The sequence below is a fragment of the Nocardioides sp. WJ219 genome (assembly GCF_058559815.1).
Map to the genome: position 1 here is coordinate 1 of NZ_JBZUJV010000004.1, position 19,280 is coordinate 19,280.

General features: G+C 72.3%; 16 protein-coding genes, 1 tRNA gene and 1 pseudogene. 8 read left to right on the forward strand and 10 right to left on the reverse strand.

From position 1 onward, the window contains the following. Positions 1-25 precede the first annotated feature (25 nt). From AC4MBH_RS10865 to AC4MBH_RS10875, 3 genes and pseudogenes are all read right to left on the reverse strand, one after another. Positions 26-1,324, reverse strand: coding sequence for an IS110 family RNA-guided transposase (locus tag AC4MBH_RS10865; protein ID WP_491794885.1), 1,299 nt, complete (start codon positions 1,322-1,324; stop codon positions 26-28). Between the two features lie 528 nt (positions 1,325-1,852). Then, the gene (locus AC4MBH_RS10870) at positions 1,853-2,014 is read right to left on the reverse strand and encodes a DUF4913 domain-containing protein (RefSeq protein WP_491794886.1); all 162 of its coding nucleotides are present in this window, start codon (positions 2,012-2,014) and stop codon (positions 1,853-1,855) included. A 38-nt stretch (positions 2,015-2,052) separates the two neighbouring features. Further along, a pseudogene (locus tag AC4MBH_RS10875) lies at positions 2,053-2,172 on the reverse strand (DUF4913 domain-containing protein); the annotation flags it as partial. A gap of 299 nt (positions 2,173-2,471) precedes the next feature. On the opposite strand from AC4MBH_RS10875, the gene AC4MBH_RS10880 reads away from it, so the two are divergent. Both AC4MBH_RS10880 and AC4MBH_RS10885 read left to right on the forward strand, forming a co-directional pair. Then, positions 2,472-2,981 carry a SigE family RNA polymerase sigma factor gene (locus tag AC4MBH_RS10880; RefSeq protein WP_491794887.1) on the forward strand — a complete coding sequence of 170 codons (510 nt, stop codon included), beginning with the start codon at positions 2,472-2,474 and terminating at the stop codon, positions 2,979-2,981. Next, positions 2,965-3,852, forward strand: a complete 888-nt coding sequence (locus AC4MBH_RS10885) for a hypothetical protein (protein ID WP_491794888.1) — start codon at positions 2,965-2,967, stop codon at positions 3,850-3,852. The genes AC4MBH_RS10880 and AC4MBH_RS10885 overlap by 17 nt, the downstream gene beginning before the upstream one ends. A gap of 188 nt (positions 3,853-4,040) precedes the next feature. On the opposite strand, the gene AC4MBH_RS10890 is transcribed toward AC4MBH_RS10885, so the two are convergent. The 4 genes from AC4MBH_RS10890 to AC4MBH_RS10905 form a co-directional block, all read right to left on the reverse strand. Next, complete coding sequence (locus tag AC4MBH_RS10890) at positions 4,041-5,177, reverse strand: hypothetical protein (RefSeq protein ID WP_491794889.1); 1,137 nt, start codon at positions 5,175-5,177, stop codon at positions 4,041-4,043. Further along, a complete protein-coding gene (locus AC4MBH_RS10895; RefSeq protein WP_491794890.1) occupies positions 5,174-6,385 on the reverse strand; it encodes a hypothetical protein in 1,212 nt (403 codons plus the stop codon). Before AC4MBH_RS10895 ends, AC4MBH_RS10890 begins: the two co-directional genes overlap by 4 nt. Next, entirely contained in the window at positions 6,382-6,894 is a 513-nt protein-coding gene (locus tag AC4MBH_RS10900; protein WP_491794891.1) for a SigE family RNA polymerase sigma factor, read from the reverse strand. Before AC4MBH_RS10900 ends, AC4MBH_RS10895 begins: the two co-directional genes overlap by 4 nt. An 80-nt stretch (positions 6,895-6,974) precedes the next feature. After that, a complete protein-coding gene (locus tag AC4MBH_RS10905) occupies positions 6,975-7,826 on the reverse strand; it encodes a hypothetical protein (RefSeq protein ID WP_491794892.1) in 852 nt (283 codons plus the stop codon). Positions 7,827-8,564: 738 nt separating this feature from the next. On the opposite strand from AC4MBH_RS10905, the gene AC4MBH_RS10910 reads away from it, so the two are divergent. Together AC4MBH_RS10910 and AC4MBH_RS10915 are read left to right on the forward strand one after the other, a co-directional pair. Next, positions 8,565-8,858 carry a helix-turn-helix domain-containing protein gene (locus AC4MBH_RS10910; protein WP_491794893.1) on the forward strand — a complete coding sequence of 98 codons (294 nt, stop codon included), beginning with the start codon at positions 8,565-8,567 and terminating at the stop codon, positions 8,856-8,858. 72 nt (positions 8,859-8,930) lie between these two features. Further along, complete coding sequence (locus tag AC4MBH_RS10915; protein WP_491794894.1) at positions 8,931-10,151, forward strand: tyrosine-type recombinase/integrase; 1,221 nt, start codon at positions 8,931-8,933, stop codon at positions 10,149-10,151. Positions 10,152-10,213: 62 nt separating this feature from the next. Here AC4MBH_RS10915 and AC4MBH_RS10920 read toward each other — a convergent pair. Further along, positions 10,214-10,289, reverse strand: a tRNA-Lys gene (locus tag AC4MBH_RS10920). A 57-nt stretch (positions 10,290-10,346) separates the two neighbouring features. Then, a complete protein-coding gene (locus AC4MBH_RS10925) occupies positions 10,347-11,936 on the reverse strand; it encodes a phytoene desaturase family protein (protein ID WP_491794895.1) in 1,590 nt (529 codons plus the stop codon). Between the two features lie 75 nt (positions 11,937-12,011). Between AC4MBH_RS10925 and AC4MBH_RS10930 the strand changes: the two genes are divergently transcribed. From AC4MBH_RS10930 to AC4MBH_RS10940, 3 genes are read left to right on the forward strand one after another with little or no spacing between them, the layout of a single operon-like run. Then, complete coding sequence (locus AC4MBH_RS10930; RefSeq protein ID WP_491794896.1) at positions 12,012-12,785, forward strand: hypothetical protein; 774 nt, start codon at positions 12,012-12,014, stop codon at positions 12,783-12,785. Between the two features lie 43 nt (positions 12,786-12,828). Further along, positions 12,829-14,700, forward strand: coding sequence for a penicillin acylase family protein (locus AC4MBH_RS10935; protein WP_491794897.1), 1,872 nt, complete (start codon positions 12,829-12,831; stop codon positions 14,698-14,700). Then, entirely contained in the window at positions 14,697-15,266 is a 570-nt protein-coding gene (locus tag AC4MBH_RS10940) for a GNAT family N-acetyltransferase (protein ID WP_491794898.1), read from the forward strand. Before AC4MBH_RS10935 ends, AC4MBH_RS10940 begins: the two co-directional genes overlap by 4 nt. Here AC4MBH_RS10940 and AC4MBH_RS10945 read toward each other — a convergent pair. Further along, a complete protein-coding gene (locus tag AC4MBH_RS10945; protein WP_491794899.1) occupies positions 15,230-16,090 on the reverse strand; it encodes a GNAT family N-acetyltransferase in 861 nt (286 codons plus the stop codon). The genes AC4MBH_RS10940 and AC4MBH_RS10945 overlap by 37 nt on opposite strands. Positions 16,091-16,598: 508 nt before the next feature. On the opposite strand from AC4MBH_RS10945, the gene AC4MBH_RS10950 reads away from it, so the two are divergent. After that, on the forward strand, positions 16,599-19,274 hold the full coding sequence (locus AC4MBH_RS10950) for a glycosyl hydrolase (RefSeq protein WP_491794900.1): 2,676 nt from the start codon (positions 16,599-16,601) through the stop codon (positions 19,272-19,274). The last annotated feature ends 6 nt before the right edge of the window (positions 19,275-19,280 follow it).

Here is a 19,280-nt window from a genome sequence, read left to right on the forward strand (position 1 = left end):
CGCCCGACCATGGCTCCCTTCTGTGTCAAGGGACGCGTTGTAGGGCCTGGTTCCTGAGCTCTTCCGGTTGCGCAGCAGGCGGTTGTAGCGTCGGTTCTGCGGGTCCGTGGAGTGGCTTATCCGAAGTGCCGATGTGCGGGGTCAGGTCGGTCGCGCTGGATTCTTGAGTCGCCCCGCAGTGCCCTCCCGGGCCCGCGCCATCCGCTGGCCCGTCGGCCTCTTTGGACCCAGCTTGGTCATCGACATGGTCCGTGGCAGCAGCCGGCTCGGCGTCGCGTCGGGCGTCGGCGAGCAGTTGGCGGTAGATGGCGTCGCTGATGCGGCGCTTGAGGCATCGCAGTGCTTCGAGTGGGGTCTTGCCGGCGGCGAGCTTGCGTCGGTAGTAGTCCCGGCCGGGGGTGTCGTTGCGGATCTGCACGACCGCAGCGAGGTAGATGACGTGGTTCATCCGCCGGTTCCCGGCCCGTGAGAGTCGGTGGCGGATCTGCTCACCGGAGGAGGCGTCGAGTGGTGCGGTGCCAGTCCACGACGCGAACCGGTTCCTGTCAGCGAACCGCCTCACGTCGCCGACGTCGGCCAGGATCCGGGCTGCACCTGCCGGGCCGATGCCGTACAGGTCGAGCAGGCTCGAGCCGCGTTCGCGCACTGCGGCGGCTTGGTCGGCTTTCATGGCCTTGAGCCGCCGGTCGAGGCGAACCAGGTCATCGATCAGCTCGACGACCATCCGCCGGCGGGTCTTGCTGGCGATGTCGCGCGGACGCACGGTCGCCAGGATCGCCTTGGCCTGCTGGGCGGAGAGGTCCTTCTTCTTCGTTCCCGGCACCAGCTCGGCCAGCAGCCGGTGGATCCGGTTGACCGTCTGGACCCGTTGACGCGACAGCTCGTCGCGGCGGTCGCATAACATTCGGATCGCCTCGAGCTCACCGTCCTCGCATAGTTCCCGCAGCCCGTCGCGGTGCTCAGAGCTGACCGCGACCATCGCGATCGAATGAGCGTCCAGGGCGTCGGTCTTGCGGTTGTGACCGGTGTCGAACAACCGGACCCGAGCCGCCAGCTTGGCCGGCACATCGACCACCCGCTCGCCAGCAGCAAGCAGCCGCTGCGCCACCGACCGGCCCGCCCCATTCGCGCCCTCGACCGCCCACACCCGCCGCGCCCGGTCGGACTCGAGACGATTGACGTAACCCCACATCGCGGCGAACCCCGCCTTGTCGGTGGCGAACCGACCCTCGCCGAGCTTGACCCCGACCGTATTGACGACCTCGATCGTGGCCGACAACTTGTGCGGATCGACCCCGATAACCACCTGCTGCTTGCTGCTCAACACCCACCTCCCGAAACGGACCGCGCCCCGAAACGGGGCCTGAGGACGGTCGGGTGGGCAGCGCTACTACGAGCAGAGCAGTCCCTTCTCGAGCCACACCAGACCACGGTGACCAGCCGGTCGCAGACCATGGAAGAGCCACACCAACACCCGGTGGGCAGCCGCACAGAGAGCCACCCAGCCAGTCACCTAGACCGCAGTCTGGCCAGACCCCGATCCTGCAGTCGAGTCTCTAGTAGCCGCGCTGCGGGCGGTGATGCCGAGAATCGTGCGAGCAAAGTGCCCGCAATTGGCGCGCTCTCAGCGGGAACCGGGTGCAAGACTTCAAACGCATGCCGGGTTCAAGGCGGGCTCCCGGCGCTGGGAAATTCAAGCGGACACCTCACGGTGGCGTCAGGCGTGGCGCTGCGTCCGGGGCCACGTACAGGCCCGGCATGCGCTTTGCCGCGGGCTCCGCCCGCCCGGAGTGGCCGCGAGGAGCACTCGGTGCTGGCGCCGCACCTCGTCACGGTGTCGAGACCGCATCGGTCACGACTGCATTCGGACGTCGGGATACAGGCCGGGCAGTAGTGCCTCGTAGGGCAACGGGTCGCCCAGTCGGAAGCAGTCCTCGGACTTGGCGAACGGTCCGTAGTCGGAGAACAGCACCGCGAGGTGTGGGTCGGTGTGGTCGCGTAGCCACACGCTCATCCCGTCGTGGGGTCCAGGCGCAGGAACTCCCAGGATCGCTACAGCGCCTCGAGGCGCACCGCGGCCTCGGGGTAGCGCCACCAGTCGGCGGCCCATCGGGGGCTCCCGTGGTCTCCGAGCTTGCGTCGGAAGGTGGGGACGATGACTTCGCGGACGAAGTCATTGACCGAGCCAAGTAGAGGGTCGGCTCATGGGCCCCACCGGGCCCGGTCGGTTGCAGGACGACCGCACAAGTCCTTTCCAAACGCGCTGGGCGACCGGGTACGACTCCAGAATTGCGGATTACTAGACCCACTGTGAGGAGTCGGCCGACGCCGCCACAAGGCGCAGCTCGGGCGAATCCGTTCGAACGTGCCGGGTAGCGGGTTTCGCCTGCCCTTCGGGTCGGCTCCCTGGCGTTGCGTTCTGGCAACCTCGTGGGCACCGCCGTGCGTATGAGGAGTGTGAGGGTGTCTTGGTGAGCCGGCGGCATGACGGGTTCGACGAGTTCTTCGCAGCTCGGGGTCCGCACCTGCGTCGGGTGGCGTACGTGATCGTGCACGACTGGCACGAGGCCGAGGACGTGGTGCAGGCGGCGTTCGTGAAGCTCTACCTGGCCTGGCCGCGCATCCGACCGGAGAGTCTCGAGGCTTACGCACGCAAGACCGTCGTCAACGCCAGCATCTCCCAGGCCCGCCGGCCGCGCCGCGAGCGCGTCACCGAGGCCGTCCCTGACCAGGTGGCGCTGGATCCCGAGTCGTCGCCGCCGCTACCGGCTGCCCTCATGGTGCTGCCACCGGCCCAACGCGCCGTCATCGCCCTGCGGTTCCTCGACGACCTCTCGGTCACCGACGTCGCAGCTGCACTCGGCGTCACCGAGGGCACGGTCAAGAGCCAGAGCGCCCGAGGGTTACAGGCCCTACGCGCGGCGCTTTCACCCATCCAGACGACCAACACGAAGGAGCCCAGCGGTGAGCAGCACGAGTGAAGACGACCTCCGCGACGAGCTCGTGACGTGGCTCGTCGCCACCGAACCGGCGTTTGTGCCCGACACCGGCGAGGTACGCCGCCGCGCCCAGCGGACCCGACGACGTCAGGTGGCCGCAGCTGCTGCGGTCTGTGCCGTCGTGCTGGTGGGCGGCCTGCTGGCCGGCCAGACACTGAGCACGCCGTCCCCGCCACCAGCCGATCCCGCACCGCCTGACCGTGCCTCGTTCTCGCCGCAGGCGTACGAGGACAATATGAAACGGCTTGCCGGAGGCGCGTCGACGCCGTTCCAATCCAGGGCGAGAAGTCCCATCGAGGCCCTTGACGGCAAAGGCCGCCCCATCAGTGGTGACGATCGGCGCTACGCATCTCGATGGCACGGCCAATTCCTGCTTGCCGAGAACCACGTCCTGGCCATCAACGTCCCCGACGACATGACAGACCAACCGCCCGGCGATCTCGCGGAGCACATGCGTGCAGAATGCGAGGCCGATCCAACGACATTGGTCCCCGACGAAACGTGCGAGGTCGCGACCCGCCCGGACGCCGCGATCCGTTACGTCGAGCGAGCCTCGGAGCCTCGTGGTGGCGGCTGGGTCTACCTGCACGCGGACAAGGGCGGCCTCTCAACGGAACGGACGTGGTACATCCAGGAGGTGAAACTGGCGCGCTCCCGCTTCCCCGTGTGGGTAACGGAAGCCGTCAAGGTACCCACCATGGAGGCAGCGCGGCGTGCCTTCAAGTACACGCGCCCCGGCCTCGTCGCGATCGCCACCGATGAGTCGCTCGAGTTCCCCGGGGCGCCACGCAACTCACAAGGCTGCCCCTGGACAGTCGCGAACGGCACCACGCCGCAAGCGTGCTACCGATGACAAGTTGCGCCAACCCGAGCGCCAGTTGCTATCAACTGCGATCGCACTCGACCATCACGGAGGTAGAAGACATGTCGGGACCGGTTGCGGCAGATCGGCCGTCGCCCGATCATGCCGCGCAAAGGGCACTGCTGCCCGTCGTACGATCCAGGACGGTCGCTCGTTTGAAACCAGAGGTCATCGACTGGTCATGACCCCACCGCGACGCCACCTGCGCCGGCGCTCGCGGCCCACGACCAGTAGCGGTCGCGCGGTGCGACCGGGATATCGACGACGCGGAACAGTCGACCGTCAGCCGGTCGCCAGGCCACGAGGCCGTCGTCGGTGCCGACAAGGAGGGTCGCCGGGTCAAGCCAAGACCACCCGCGGATGGTGTAGTCGCGGTTGTCGAAGCGCAGCACGTGCTCGACCCGCGAGGTTGCGGTGTGGACGACGATGATCTCGACGCGCCGAAAGTCGTGGAGCCTCGGCTGGTGGCCGACGGCGTAACGTCCGTCGGTGGGTGAAACGGACCAGACCCGGGTCAGGCCCCGACCCAGGCCGGGGATCGTGAGCCGGCCGCGGGAGACCACGTCGCGGTCGACGTGCTCGATAAGTTCGGCGGTGCCGACCTCGATGCGACGCAGAGACAGCACGGTGCCGTCAGGCTCGGTGCCGACCTGCCATAACCGGAAGGAAAGGTCGGTGACCTCGAGCCCAGGCACCGTGACACGCTGGCTGCCGCCAGGGAAGCTGCCATCGTCGACGTCGTAACCCCTGCTGTCGGCGAGCCAGCGGACTTCGGAGACCCAGTCGGTGCCGGTGTCGACGACACGGTGCGTCCCGGAGCCGAGGTCCAGCAGCACGACGCCGTCGCGCGACCGTCCCGCCCACCATCGACCGTCCGGCGACAAACTGCCAGCGCCGTAGGTGTCCTCCCCGGGGTGCGACGCCTCCGGCAGCCCGAGGTCACCCAGGTCGAGCCGCCGCCAGCGCCGGTCCGCGCCGAAGAGGAGCACGGTCTCGCTCGACCACCCCACGGCCCCGTCGAAGCCCTCAGGCGGGTGGTAGGCGAACAGCGCCCGGCCGGGCGGGTCGGACAGCAATGAGGGCAGAGCGGCCAGGTCGCCCGGCACCGTGCGCGGCAGCCGCGTGCGCAGCCGGGGCAGGTCGGAGAGGTTGCGCGGCAGGCGCAGGACGTCGGCGGGGTAGCCGCTCTGGTTCGGCGACGCAGTGGCCGTTGCAGTGGCCGTCGGTGACGTGGGACCCGGCTTTCGCTCAGCCCCCTCGAGGCTGCACGCGCCGAGGACGAGCAGCGCTACAGCCAGCGCCGCCGCTCTCATCATCGGGCCAGCAGGTCGGTAGCGAAGGAGGCGTCGTACGAGGTGGGCCAGCACGCAACCCGGGACAGGTCGCCGGTCCTGACGTTCCAGGCCACGAGGTACTCCTTGACGGCGTCCTTCGGGACCACCGCGACCAGCACGGTGTCGTCGTCGAGCCAGGACGTCGGCTTCAGCGCGCCGCCTCCGGAGTAGTAGCCGTTGGTGTACGGGACGGGCAGCAGAGCGCGGGTGGCCAGCGTCTTGCGGTTGACAGCGATCAGACCGTCGACGTCGTGCGGCGCCGGAGTGCTGCCGTAGACGCCGGTGTCGGCGCGGGTCGCAACCATCGCGGTCTCGGACAGCGTCGGGTTCTGCAGACTTCCCAGCGCAACCCGGTCGGACTCGAGCTCGGTGCCGTCCGCCTGCTCGCTCACCAGTCGACCGTCAGACCCATTCGGCAGCCAGGTGAGACGACCGTCGGGGTCGGCCGCCCAGGCGACGTAGTCGGTGAGCTGGTGGAGCGAGCGCTGCTCGCCCGTGGCGAGATCAACTCGGACCGCGGACAGGTGGCCGCTGAGCACGACGGTGCCGCTACCGGCCATCCAGGTCAGCTTGATCCTCTCGCCGCTGACCGATGCCGGGACCTCGACCCGTTCCCAGGACCTACCGTCGAGCTCGCGCCAGAAGAAGCCGCTGCGCCCGACTGCGGCGACCCGGCGTCCGTCGGGCGAGAGCCGGACGGTGCGTTGCGCACCGAGTCGCTCAGGCAGGCCGAGCACCGTCTGGGACCCGTCGTCGCCGACGAGCAGGGTCTCGTCGTCGCCGTCGAGCAGCGCGACCGCGGTCGTCACCGTACCGCCGTCGGTGACCGGGAGCACCCGCGGGACACCGAGGTCGAGCACCGAGAGGCCCTCCACGCCGCGTGGGTCCCAGGGGTCCTGGATGCGGTCGAGCGGGATGTCCGGGGCGACCAGCGGCTCAGCCGGTATTGGAGCGGTGCTCGTGGTGGCGGGCGCCGGTGTCGTCGGCGGGCCGGCGGCGGGACTACCCACACCCTGGACGGCGATCACCACCCCGGCCACAGCGACGGCCGACACGAGTCCGGCCGCGATGCCCCGGCGCCGGGTCCGGCGGCGGCGCGCGGTTCTGCGCGCCCGGGCCGCCAGCCCGACCGGTTCGACAGCGTCCGTGGCACGGTCGAACAGGTCTTGCAGGTCGTCGGGGAGGGTCATCGTTGTCCTCCGATCAGGTCGAGCAGCTCGGGTGCACCGTCGCGGAGCCGCGCGAGCGCGACCCGGTTCTGGCTCTTGACGGTGCCGACCGCGATGCCCAGGACCTCGGCGGTCTCGCGCTCGGTGAGGTCGTCGAAGTACCGAAGCACCACGACAGCCCGTTGCCGCGGCGTGAGGCGGGCGAGCGCACGGCGTACGACCAGCCCGGCCTCCGCGTCGGTCGCGACGGCCGGTTCGCGCTGCACCGCCGAGGCGCTGGGACCGACGACGACCTCGTGCCGCCGCCGGCGCCACCAGGAGACGTTGTCGCGCGCCACGATCGTGCGGGCGTACGCCGTCGGTTGCTCGTCGCGCAACCGTGGCCACCGCATCGCTACCTTGACCATCGCCTCCTGCACCAGGTCCTGGGCGCGGTGGAGGTCGCCGGTGAGCAGCACGGCCGAGCGCAACAGCTGGCGCTCGGCGCCTGCTGCCCACGCAGTGAACCCGTCGCTTTCGTCGTCCCTCATCCACACCTCCGTCGCAGGAGTAACGCTCACACGGACGGGTTTGGTGGGGGTGGAATTGGTCGAGGTACTCATGGCCGTGTTCACGGTGTCGCGGCCGCAAGTTGCGGGGCAGCGCTGACCTCCCAATAGCTGCCGAGCGTGCGGGCGTCGGTGACGCGGAAAAGGTCGCCGGTGGCGGGGCGCCAGGCCACGAAGTGCGGGTGTCGCGCGATCAGGAGGGTCTCGGGGTCGAGCCACTGGTGGATGTAGGAGAGCTCGAAGTCGCGTCGTTGCCAGCTGAGTTCTCCGACGGTGCGCCCGGTGTGGGCGTCGGCCACGACGACGGCCAGGCCGCTTCGCCCTCGGATCTCGTTGACCGCGACCTTGTCGGTGGTTGCGACGACGCTGCCGAGGCCGCGCAGACCGACCCGCCCGTCACGCGTGTCGGCGGCGACAGTCCGTCGCGGCGGGGTGATGCCCGGAACCGCGGCGCGGGTGCGCCGACGGCCGCCGTTCCACTCCACGAGCAGGGCGCGGCCGTCCGGCCCGCGTTCGATCGAGAGCGGTGTGCCATCGGGCTGGTACCCGACCCCGAACATCGACCAGGGCACCGGGGAGACGCGTCCACTAGGGACCGACACCTCCGAGTGTCCTGCCAGCAGCACGTGACGGCCGTTCGCCCATGACCACGCGCCGTCGTCGACCGCCTGGGTCCGAACCGTGCCGGTGCGGAGGTCGACCAGCACGACGCCGTGCCGCGTGGGGCCGGCCCACCAGCGCCCGTCGGACGACAGCTGTCCGGCACCGTAGGTGTCGTTCAGCCGCCAGGCCTCGGGGAGACCGAGTGTGCCGAGGTCGAGGTGCCTCCAGCGACCGTCGACGCCGTAGAAGAGCAGGTCGAGGTCGGACCATTGGTCGACAGAGGTGCTGAGGACGGTGATGGAAGGGTTCACGACGAGGGTGGCCCGGCCGGGCAGGGCCTCGAGCAGCGGTGCCAGATCGGCGCTCAGGGGCGGGACTCTGACTGGCAGACCGGCGGCAGCACGGCGAGGGAGGAGGGGCAGCTCGGCAGGGTCGACGCCGCGCAGGCTCGCCCGGACAGCGTCGTCCGATTCCTCGGCGGGAACGAAGGTGGACGACGCCTGGGTCGGCGTTGTCGTCGGTGCAGCGCGCTCGTCGCCCGAGCACCCCGCAAGGACGACACCGGCGACCAGGACCGCCCCCAGCACGAGGTGCCGGGTGATTCCGTTCATGATCTGCATATCGGTGGCTCTCCTGGCTGCGATGTGCACGTATCGAAGGGACAACGCAGCCAGGTCCAGTCATGGTTGGGCCGAGATTGCTCCAACCGCGGACGGTGGGCCGCCCGGTACTGCACCGCCCGCTCACGCCGCGCAGAGGGCATGGCGTCCGAGCCCGCGCCACCCTCGTTGCAGCAACTGAGGAACGGACCCCTCGTCCTCGCCAAGGTCTACCGCCGCGGCGACCGGTGGCGCTTCCGTATCGTCGGCTAAGTACGACCTGGCCCAGCGCGTCACCGACCACGGCGTCGCCATCGTCTGACCCGACGGCCCTCCGCCGGCCACGATGCGCCGCGGCCGTCCGAAACCCATCGGCCCTCATTGATCGCCAGGAGGGCCTCACGCGCCTTAGCAGTAGTGAAAGGACTTCTCACCGCTCGGAGGCGCGACATGACAACCGACTACCGACCCACCCCCCATCCCCACCGCGACTGGTCCGGGACCAGCACGGCAGCGACGGGGCCGACCGCAACCACCGCAAGCCGGGCCACGGAGGACGGGCCACGTCGCGACCTCCTCACGCCCTCGCAGCTCGCCGACCGGTGGGGCGTCTCGGTCGGGCACCTCGCGAACCTGCGCCACCAGGGCGAGGGCATCGGCTACCTCAAGATCGGCAGCCGCATCGCCTACCGCTTCGCCGACGTCGTCGCCTATGAAAACGACCACTACGTCACCACTCGCTAGTGCAGTGAGCAGTTATCCACAGGCTCCCGAACCCGAGTATCCGTTCTGCTCAGTCTTGTTAGTTTCAGTACCGTGGCACGACCCCGACTGACGCTGGGAACGGCGGGCCACATGACCCTCACGCCGCAGGTCCAGTCGCCTGCAGGTCGCTGGGTGACGGCCACGCCGGGGACGAAGGCGGACCGCTGGAAGGCCCGGACCAAGTTCCGCGACGCCGACGGCGGCGTCCGCGACGTCACCAAGTTCGGGTCGACCAAGGCGAAAGCCGAGGCGGCGCTGAAGGCGGCGCTGGTCGACCGGGAGACTCCGACGAAATCGGTCGGCCTGCGGGCCGACATGACGCTGGTCGCCGCGGGGGAGTGGTGGCTGGAGCGGATCGAGAAGCCGGGCTCCCGGCTCAGCAGCAACACCGTGACCCAGTACCGATCGAGCTTCGAGCGGCTGGTCCGCCCGAGCGGGATCGCCGGTTTGTCCCTGCGCGAGGTCAACCGCGTCCCGGTCCTCGAGCGCTACCTGCAGGACGTCGCCGACAAGCACGGCAAGGGCTCGGCCAAGACCGCCCGGTCAGTCGTCTCGAGCATCCTCACTCTCGGGGTGCGCCACGACGTCCTCGACGGCAATCGCATGCGCGACGTGGAGAACCCGACGGTCGCGCCCAGGAAGACCACGCGCGACCCGGAGCGCGCCCTCACGCTGAACGAGCTGGCCCACGTGCTCGAGGTGACCCGTGAGCACCCGGTGGCCCAGGAGTTCGACCTGGTCGACCTTCTCCACTTCCTGGCCGGCACCGGCGCGCGGCACTCCGAGGCACTCCACCTGCGCTGGGACGACGTACGGCTCACCGACGCCGCCGGACAGCCGCTGGCGTGCGGCGAGGCGCACCTACGGGGCACCAAGACCGCCGGCGCCGACCGCCGCATCCCGATGCCGCCGTGGCTGACAGTCAGGCTGCGCGAGCGGGTCCAGCGCCACGGCGCGACCGGGCTGGTCTTCCACACCCCGGGACGGTGGGAGTCGGCCAGCCGGGAGGTCGCCCGCGACCGACGCAACGTCAGCCGTCACCTGCGCCGCGTCCTGGACGACGCCGGCGTGCCATGGGCCAGCGCCAACACGTTCCGCACGACCGTCGGCGACCTGGTGACCAAGACCATGAGCGGCATCGAGGCCGCCAACGTGCTGGGCCACGCCCGCCCGTCGATGACCTACGACCGCTACGGCGACCGGCGCCAGACGCCGGTCGGTGCGTCGGTCGTACTGGCCGACGTCGTCCCGCTCGACCAATTAGGGGAGTAAAGGGGTAACTGACCGGAAACGACAACAGCCTCCGACCTGTTTGACCAGGTCAGAGGCTGTCTTGGTACGGCATCAGGGACTCGAACCCCGAACCCGCTGATTAAGAGTCAGCTGCTCTGCCAATTGAGCTAATGCCGCATGCGTCGAACGCAGGACAGAACGTTACCAGCGCCCCTCGGGCCGGTGAAATCGACATCAGCGCGAGGCGAGCACGGCCTGCGCGGCGTGGTGGCCGCCCAGGCCCGAGACGGCGCCGCCGCGCCGCGAGCCCGACCCGCAGAGCAGGACGGCGTCGCGGTCGGTCTGGACGCCCCACTGCTGGGCCGGGGTCTCCAGGCGCGCCCGGACGGGGGCCCAGGGCCAGTCGAGGTCGCCGTGGAAGATGTGGCCGCCGGGCATGGCCAGGTCACGCTCGACGTCCTGGGGGATCTTGGCCTCGATGCAGGGGTTGCCGTCGGCGTCGCGGGCCACGCACGAGGCGAGCGGCTCGACGAGGTGCTGGTCGAGGGAGGCGAACGCGCGCTCGACCGCGACCGCCCGGGTGGTCTCCGGGTCGGCGTCGAACAGCGAGGCCGGGGTGTGCAGGCCGAAGTAGGTGAGCGTGTGGGTGCCGGCCGGGACGTCGCCGAGGATGCTGGGGTCGGTCAGCGAGTGGCAGTAGACCTCGCCCGGCATCGTCGTGGGCACGCGCCCGGCCGCGGCGTCGGCGTACGCCGCCTCCAGCTGGGAGTAGTCCTCGCCGAGGTGCAGCGTGCCCGAGAACGCCACCGCCGGGTCGACGCCCGAGCGCAGCCGGGGGAGCCGGTCGAGCAGGACGTTGATCTTCAGCTGCGAGCCCTCGGGCTTGGTGGCCGGGTCGGCGGGTTCGCCGAGCAGGATCCGCAGCACCCACGGCGCCACGTTGGCCAGGACGAACCGGGCGCCGACCGTGTGCGACGAGCCGTCGTCGGCCGTCCAGGTGACCTCGCCTCCGCCGGAGGCGTCGGCCCGGATGGCGCTCACGCCGGCGCCGGTGAGGACCTCCGCGCCGGCGGCGACGGCGGTCCGGTGCAGCGCGCCGGTGACCGCGCCCATGCCGCCGACCGGCACCCGCCACTCGCCGGTGCCGTTGCCGACCAGGTGGTAGAGGAAGCAGCGGTTCTGCACCAGCGACGGGTCGTGCAGGGAGGCAAAGGTGCCGATCAGGGCGTCGGTGGCCACGACCCCCCGGACGGTGTCGTCGGCGAACCGGCGCTCGACCGCCTCGCCGAGCGGCCGCTCGACCAGGTCGCGCCAGGTGCCGGGGTCGACCCGGTCGCGGACGTCGCGCTCGGACGGCAGGGGCTGCAGCAAGGTCGGGGAGACCACGGCCGCCATCGCGGCGACGTCGGCGTAGAACGCCCGCCACGCGTCGTGCTCGGCGTCGGACCCGGTCACCTCGGCGAACGACCGGCGCGTGGCCTCGCGCTCGTTGCGCTCGACGAGCAGGCCGCCGGGCTCGCCGCCGCGCAGCGTGGGTGTGTACGACGCCGTCCGCCGCGACATCAGCGTGATGTCGAGGCCGAGGTCGGCCATCAGCGGCTCGGGCATCAGCGAGACCAGGTAGGAGTAGCGCGACAGCCGGGTGGGCACGCCCGGGAACGCCGTCGCCGACACCGCCGCGCCGCCGGTGTGGTCGAGCCGTTCGAGGACGAGCACCGACAGCCCGGCACGGGCGCAGTACGCCGCCGCCACCAGCCCGTTGTGGCCGCCGCCGACCACCACGACGTCGTAGGTGCGGTGACGGCTGTCGAGGTCTGCGGTCATCCCGTCACGGTAGCGACCGGCGACGTCCGCCTGCCCGCGCGGGAGGGGGCGTGCACGTCCCGGCATGATGACCCGGTGCGCGCCCCCGACCGCCCGCTGACGCCCGAGAGCGTCCTGGCCTGGGCGCGGTCGCTCTCGTCGACACCCGACCGGGTGCGACCGCACCCGCACCCGTTCGACGGCGACCCGGTGGCCGGAGGCCACGCCTGCGTCAGCGACACCAGCATCTACTGGGCGATGCACGACGGCGGGTTCGGGTCCGGGGTGCGCGGCGACCGCGACGTCGACGCCCTGTTCGACACCCACTGGGCGCACTCTCGGCACGCCCAGCGCGAGCTCCGCCCGGACGAGCTCGGGCCCTGGCAGCGCGCGGCCGTGCGGGCGCTGGAGTCCGGCGTCACGGTCGGCCGGCTCCCCGCCGAGCTGCGCACCGGCCTCGAGTCCGACCTCGACCGCGACCACGCCGACTGGATCTGGCTGCGGCTGCGCCGCAGCCGCCACGCGCCGATGCGGGCACTCGCCGGCGACGACTCCCTCCTCGCGCCGCCGTCGCCGCCGGGCCGGTTCGGGCGGCGTACGCACCCCTGTCCGTTGTGCGCCCTTCCCGCGCCGCACCTCGACCGCTACCCGCGTGCCGTCTGCGACGACTGCGCCGACCGCACGGTCGACCGCACCGGGCGCCGGGTGGTCGGGACGAACGTGTCGCTCTCGGGCGGGTTCGAGGCGCGGTACGCCGACGACGGGGAGCCCTGCTCCGAGGTCACGGGGACCGGCGAGGTGTGGGTCGACGGGCACCCGTGCCGGATGGGCGAGGCCCGGTTCGGCGGCATCGTCGTGCAAGCCACGTGAGCCACGTGAGCCGCCCGACCGGCGTGGCTTAGGGTCACCTCACATGGCTCGGATCTACCGTGACGCGCACGGCATCCCGCACGTCCGCGCGTCCGACGTGCTCGACCTCGCGCGCGGCCAGGGCCTGGCCGTCGCCCGCGACCGGGCCTGGCAGCTCGAGTGGCTGCGCCGCCGCGCGACCAGCACCACCGCGGGTGTCCTGGGTGCGGCGGGGGAGTCGTGGGACCGCTTCGCGGTCCGGGTCCGGGTCGCCGAGACCGGCCGGCGGGCCCACGCCGCGCTGTCGGAGGAGAGCCGGGCGTTCGTGGCGGCGTACGTCGAGGGCGTCAACGCCGGGCTCGCCGCGGCCACCACCACCCCGCCGGAGCTCGCCGCCGTCGGGATCGACGCGGAGCCGTGGCCCGACTGGATGCCGCTGGCGACGTTCCACGCCCAGCAGGTGCTCTTCGCCGACGTCGGCTCCCACCTGTGGGACCGGCGGGCCCGCGAGGTCCTCGGCGACGACGCCGACCTGCTCTCCCACGAGGGCCCGCTGCCCGCCGGCAGCAACGCGTGGGCGGTGGGCGGTGCGCGGACGGCGTCCGGGCTGCCGCTGATCGGCGGCGACCCGCACCGCACGTTCGAGTCGCCCGGCGTCTACCACCAGGTGCGGCTGGCGTGCGAGGACCCCGACGACCCGTTCGACGTCGTGGGCTTCAGCTTCGCCGGCGTGCCCGGTGTGCAGCACTTCGCCCACGCCGGCGACGTCGCGTGGGCGATCACCAACGCCATGGCCGACTACCAGGACCTCGACGACGTGGGGCCCGACCACGACGGGCCGACCGTCCTGCCCGGGATCGGGTTCCGGGGCCCGTCCACCGAGCTCGGCGACGTCGGGTTCGAGTCGCTGCTGCCGCTGCTGCGTGCCCGCACCGTCGACGACGTCGACGCCGCACTCGAGCACTGGGTCGAGCCGGTCAACAACGTCGTCGTCGCCGACGTGCACGGCACCGTGCGCTACCGCTGGGCCGGCCGTGTGCCCACCCGCGACGCCGAGCGCCGCTGGACCGGCTGGCGCACCGACCGGCACCGCGTCGACGTCGGACCCGACGGGCAGGTCGTCTCGGCCAACGACCGGCGCGGGCCGGAGAGCGCCGAGATCGGCGTCGAGTTCGCGCCGCGGCACCGCGCCGACCGGATCCGCGAGCTGCTCGGCGACCGGACCGGTCTGACCGGCGACGACTTCGCCGCGATCCACGACGACGCCCTCCTCGGCGGCCGCGAGGCGATCGCCCACCTCGCGCCGGCGCGGTTCGCCGACTGGGACGGCCACATGCGCGCCGACTCGGCCGAGGCCGCGGCGTACGCCGCCTGGCGCTCGGCGTTCGTCACCCGGATCGCCGCCCATCCCGTCTTCGACCCGCTGCGCGAGCCGGCGCCCGACCCGGTGGTGGCGCCGTGGTTCGACGTGACGGTGCGGGTGGGGCTGGCCCTGCCCGTGCTCGCCGCCACGGGCGCGCCCTTCGGCATCGACCTCGCCGGGTGCGCCCGGCTGGCCGAGCAGGACGTCGCCGCCGGTGCCGTCCCGGCCACGTGGGGCGAGACGCACGTCTTCGACCCCATCCACGCCTTCGACCTGGCGTCGGAGCCCGGGCGCGGGGCGCCGGCCGTGCCGGCCGTGCCGCTGAGCGGAGACCAGGACTGCGTGCGCTGCGTCGGGTCGCTGCCGGGCATCACCGACGCCGCCTACCGCGGCGCCGTCGCCCGCTACGTCTGGGACCTGGCCGACCGCACCGCCGGCGGCTGGGTGGTGCCGATGGGCGCCAGCGCCGTCCCCGGCGACCCGCACCACCTCGACCAGCTGCCGCTGTGGGCCGAGGCCCGGCTCGCCCCGATCGTGACCGACTGGGCACTGCTCACCGAGGAGGACGCATGACCCAGCGCTCGACCCAGCGCCCGACCCTGCACCTGACCCCGCTGGACCCCGCGCCCGGCTCCGGTGACGTCGAGACCGTCCACGGCTGGGTCGTGGAGGACCGCGCGCAGTTCTGGATGATGCAGGACCACACGCTCGAGGAGGTCCGCGAGATCTACCGGTGGATCACCGACCAGCCGACGCACGCGGCGTACCTGCTGCGCGAGGGAGACGTGCCGGTGGCCCTCTTCCAGACCTACGACCCCCGGGCCGAGGAGGTGGGCGAGCACTTCGACGTGCTCGACGGAGACGTCGGCATCCACCTGATGATCGCGCCGGCCACCTCGGTGCGCCCGGGCTTCTCCGCCGAGGTGTCGGCGTACCTCGCCGGCTCGGTGTTCGCCGACCCGGACGCGCGTCGGGTCGTCGCGGAGCCCGATGACCGCAACACCAAGGCCGTCGCCCTGCTGCAGCGGCTCGGGTTCGAGCTCGGACCGGTCGTCGAGCTGTCCACCAAGCCCGCCCGCCTGGCCTTCCTGACCCGCGAGGCCTACGAGAGGGCCTTCTCGAAGAACAGCTCGGCGTAGGGGTTGTCGTTGTAGCGCTCGACCTGCTGGTAGCCCGACCGCTCGTACATCGCGATCGCCTCGGCGAGGGTGCCGTTGGTGTCGAGCCGGACGACGCCCGACCCTCGCCCGCGCGCGACGTCCTCGAGGTGGCGCAGCAGCCGCGACCCGAGGCCCGCGCCGCGCCAGGACGGGTCGACCCACATCCGCTTGATCTCGTCGACGCCCCGCGGGTCGTCGCGGTCGATGGCCTGCAGCCCCCCGCACGCCACCGGTACGCCGTCGCTCGTCGCGAGCGTGAACGTGTCGGGCGGGGGAGGGTCGCCGGCGTCGAAGCCGCCGGGGACGCGCTCGTCGAGCTCGGCGAAGTAGCGGCCCATGGCGGCCGTCGCCGGGCCCCCGGCCGGGTCGACCTCGTGCAGGTCGACCGTGGCGGCGCGGACCAGGAGGTCGGCGGTCGCGAGCGCCTCCACGAGCCGCTCGCGCTGCCGGTCGGTGAGGGGCGCCACGAGCCGCGCCGCGAGGTCGTCGGAGCGTTCGTCGAGACGGCGGCGCAGCGCCGTACCGCGTGGGGTGAGGGTGACGCGACGGCGCCTCCGGTCGTCCGGGTCGGGCGCGGTGGTGGCGAGTCCGCGTGCCTCGAGGTCGCGCAGCAACCGGCTGAGGTAGCCCGAGTCGAGGTCGAGCCGCTCCCGGAGCTCGCCGACCCCCGCGCCGTCACCGGTCTCCCAGAGCAGGCGGGCGGCGCCGAGCGGGAGCCCCAGCCCGAGGAACGACTCGTCCAGCGCACCGATGCGCCGGGTGTAGGTGCGGTTGAAGCGGCGGACGGTGTCGACGGCGTTCACGATCACTGACCCTAGTCAGGTATCCATCGGGGCGCGAGGTCGCGCCCACCGGGATCCAGGTCGTCGCGACCGGGATCCGGTTCATCGCGACCCGGACCCGGTTCGTCGCGACCGGGATCCCGGTCGTCGCGACCGGCGTCCCGGCCACCCCGGTCGCGGCAGCGCTCTCGGCGGTGGTACGGCAATTCGCATGTGTACGACGGTCGGACCCGGATACCGTTGAAGGAGGAACGCAGTCCTCGGGTGAAGGTCGCTCGCATGGCTCGATCCGAAGGCGCCGTCCTGCTACATGTCAGGTAGCAGGGCGGCGTCTCCCACGCCGTCACCCTCCACATGCCGCTTGCCCCGCCGCGTGTTACACCGGCGCGGGTGGGCGGTGCCCCACCTCGAGCCGTTGTGTCGCACCTCACAGCAGCGCTAGGCTCCGGCTACTTCTGACGGGCGCTGGTCTGAAGTCGCGCAGCGCCCCGTCGGAAGTAGCCGCTCGACCCCCCGGCGAGGAGCAGCCATGACCGACCGACGACGACGTCGGGGCCTCGTGGCCCTGGCGACCGTGCTGGCCCTCGCTGGATCGCTGGCCGCGGGCACCACCACGGCCGCGCTGGGACCTGCGCCGACCGAGGTGCGGGCGTCCCCGCCGGCTCTCGCCGCGCCCGCCGCTCCTCCCGCGGCCGCCGACGTCCTGCCCGAGTTCCCCACCCGGGTCCCGGTGCCGCCACGGGTGGACCCGGGGGTCATGCCCCCGACCAACTCGTGGATCAGCGGCGCGGTCTACGCCCGCCCCGAGGCCGACGCCCTCGACCCGCCCACCTGGGTCGGCGGCGGGCTCGCCTTCCGCTCGCACGACGACGGCTTCGGCGTCGCCCTTCCCGTCGTGCGCGGCTTCAGCGACTACGCGCTGCTGCAGTCGTGGGAGGACGCCCAGGCCCTCCGGCTGGCCCCGCCAGGCGCCACCACCTACCGCCTCACGCGGTGGGACGACCTGTCCGCCGACCTCACCTGGTACGCCGGGCAGACCGAGCTGGGCACGCTGCGCGCGGTCGAGGGCTGGGCGTACGTGATGTACACGGCGGCGTCCGACCAGACGGTCGCCGTCAACCGGGTGCTCACGGCGACCGACGGCCGCCACACCTGGCAGGCGGGCACCGGTCAGGTGCTGAACGTCGTCACGGCCGGCACGGTCGGCGGCGGCGGCATCTCGCTCGACGCCGGCGAGACCGTGCACGTCTTCGGCACCCCGCAGGGGGCGACCCCGGCCGACGTCACCGCGCTGGTGGACGGGGCCGTGCCGGTCCTGGGCACCCGCACCGAGCACGACGTCAGCGGCGGCCTCGCCCGCGCCACCTTCGTGCTGCAGACCGGCGGACGGCCCACCGTGCTCACCCAGATGCCCCACCAGGACTACGGCCGGCCCACGCTCACCGGGCGCTGGGAGAACGCCACCGGCTGGGCGCGCGGCGCGGTCGGCACGTCGTTCACCACCACCGCCAAGACGTGGGACGTCGCCAGCCGGCTCGACCTGTCCGGGCTCGACGAGGCCCAGCTCGCCCTGCTGCGTGACCAGGTGCGCGCCGACGTCGAGGGCGTCCTCACGTTCCCCGCCGACACCTACTTCGGCGGCAAGGCGCTCTACCGCGCGGCCAACCTGTACCTGCTGGCCGGCCAGCTCGGCCTGCCCGACGAGGCGGAGCGCATCGCTGCCGCGATGACCGCCGAGCTCGACGTCTGGCTCGACGCCGACCGCTGCGCCACCGAGCGTCGCGACCGCTGCTTCGGCTACGACGCCGTCACCGGCACGGTGGTGCCCGAGGGCGACTCCTTCGGGGTCTCCTCGTCCGTCAACGACCACCACTTCCACTACGGCTACTTCCTCTACGCCGTCGGCGTCCTGGGGCGCGACGACCCGACGCTGGTCGACCGCTACCGCGAGATGGCCGATGTCCTGGCGGAGGACATCGCCGGCCTCGAGACGACCGGCTCGACGATCCAGCGCCGTGCGTTCGACGACTGGCGCGGTCACTCGTGGGCCAACGGCATCGGCGGCGGCATGGACGGCAACGACCAGGAGTCGACCTCGGAGGCGATGAACGCCTGGGCCGGGCTCTCGCTGTGGAGCGAGGTCAGCGGTGACCAGGTGCAGCAGGAGCACGCCCGGTGGATGCTGGCCTTCGAGGCGGCCACCGCCCGTGCCTACTGGTGGAACCCCTACCGCAAGGACACACTGCGCGCCCCGATCGTCTCGATGGTCTTCCAGGGCAAGTCGACCTACGAGACGTGGTTCTCGGGCGACCCCAGTGCGAAGACGGCGATCATCGTGATCCCGATGGGCCCCAGCCAGCTGGGGTTCCTCTCCAGCCTCGGGAAGGAGCGCATCCGCGCGGTCGCCGAGCCGTTGTTCGCGGGGGACTACGCCAACCGGCCCCTCATCGACTGGAACGCCGCCCTGCTCGGCCTGGCCGACCCCGAGCGGGCGCTGGCCATCGCGCAGGGCCTGCCGCGCGTCGACAACGGCAACACCCGCAGCTACCTCTACGCCGTGATCATGGCGGGCGCCGCCGAGCCGGCCGTCGACGCGCCGGCCGCGACCCGACTGCGACTCAGCGCGCCGGCCGGGCCCGCCGACGAGCCGGTGGCCCTCGGCCTGGCCCTCGAGACCGACGACGGTTCGCCGGTGCCGGGTGCGCGGCTCGTCGTCGAGCGGCGCCGTGACGGCGTGTGGGGCCCGGCCGGCGCCGTCGTCACCGACGAGCGCGGCCGCGCCACGACGCGACCGGTCCGGGCGCGGTCGGCGCGCCACAACGTCTTCCGTGCCCGCTGGGCCGGCGACCCGTCGTTCACCGCGAGCGCGAGCGCCGCGGTCACCAGCACGCTCGTGCGCCGCCGGTCGGTGCTGACGGTACGTGGCCCGGCCCGCGCGAGGGCGGGCGAGCGCGTCGTGCTGCGGGTCGGGTGGCGGACGGCGTCCGGTACGGCGGTCGACGGCGTCCTGCGCCTGCAGCGCTCGGTCGACGGGCGCACCTGGCAGCGGGTCGCGGGGGTCCGCACCGACCGGCTGGGTCGGGGGGCCGTGCGGGTCGTCGTACCGCGCGCCGGCGCGCGGTGGCGCGTGGTCGCGGCGAGCACCGACTGGACGCGTGGCGGCCAGAGCGCCGCCCACCGGGTCCGCGTGCCGGCGTCCGGCTGAGCACCC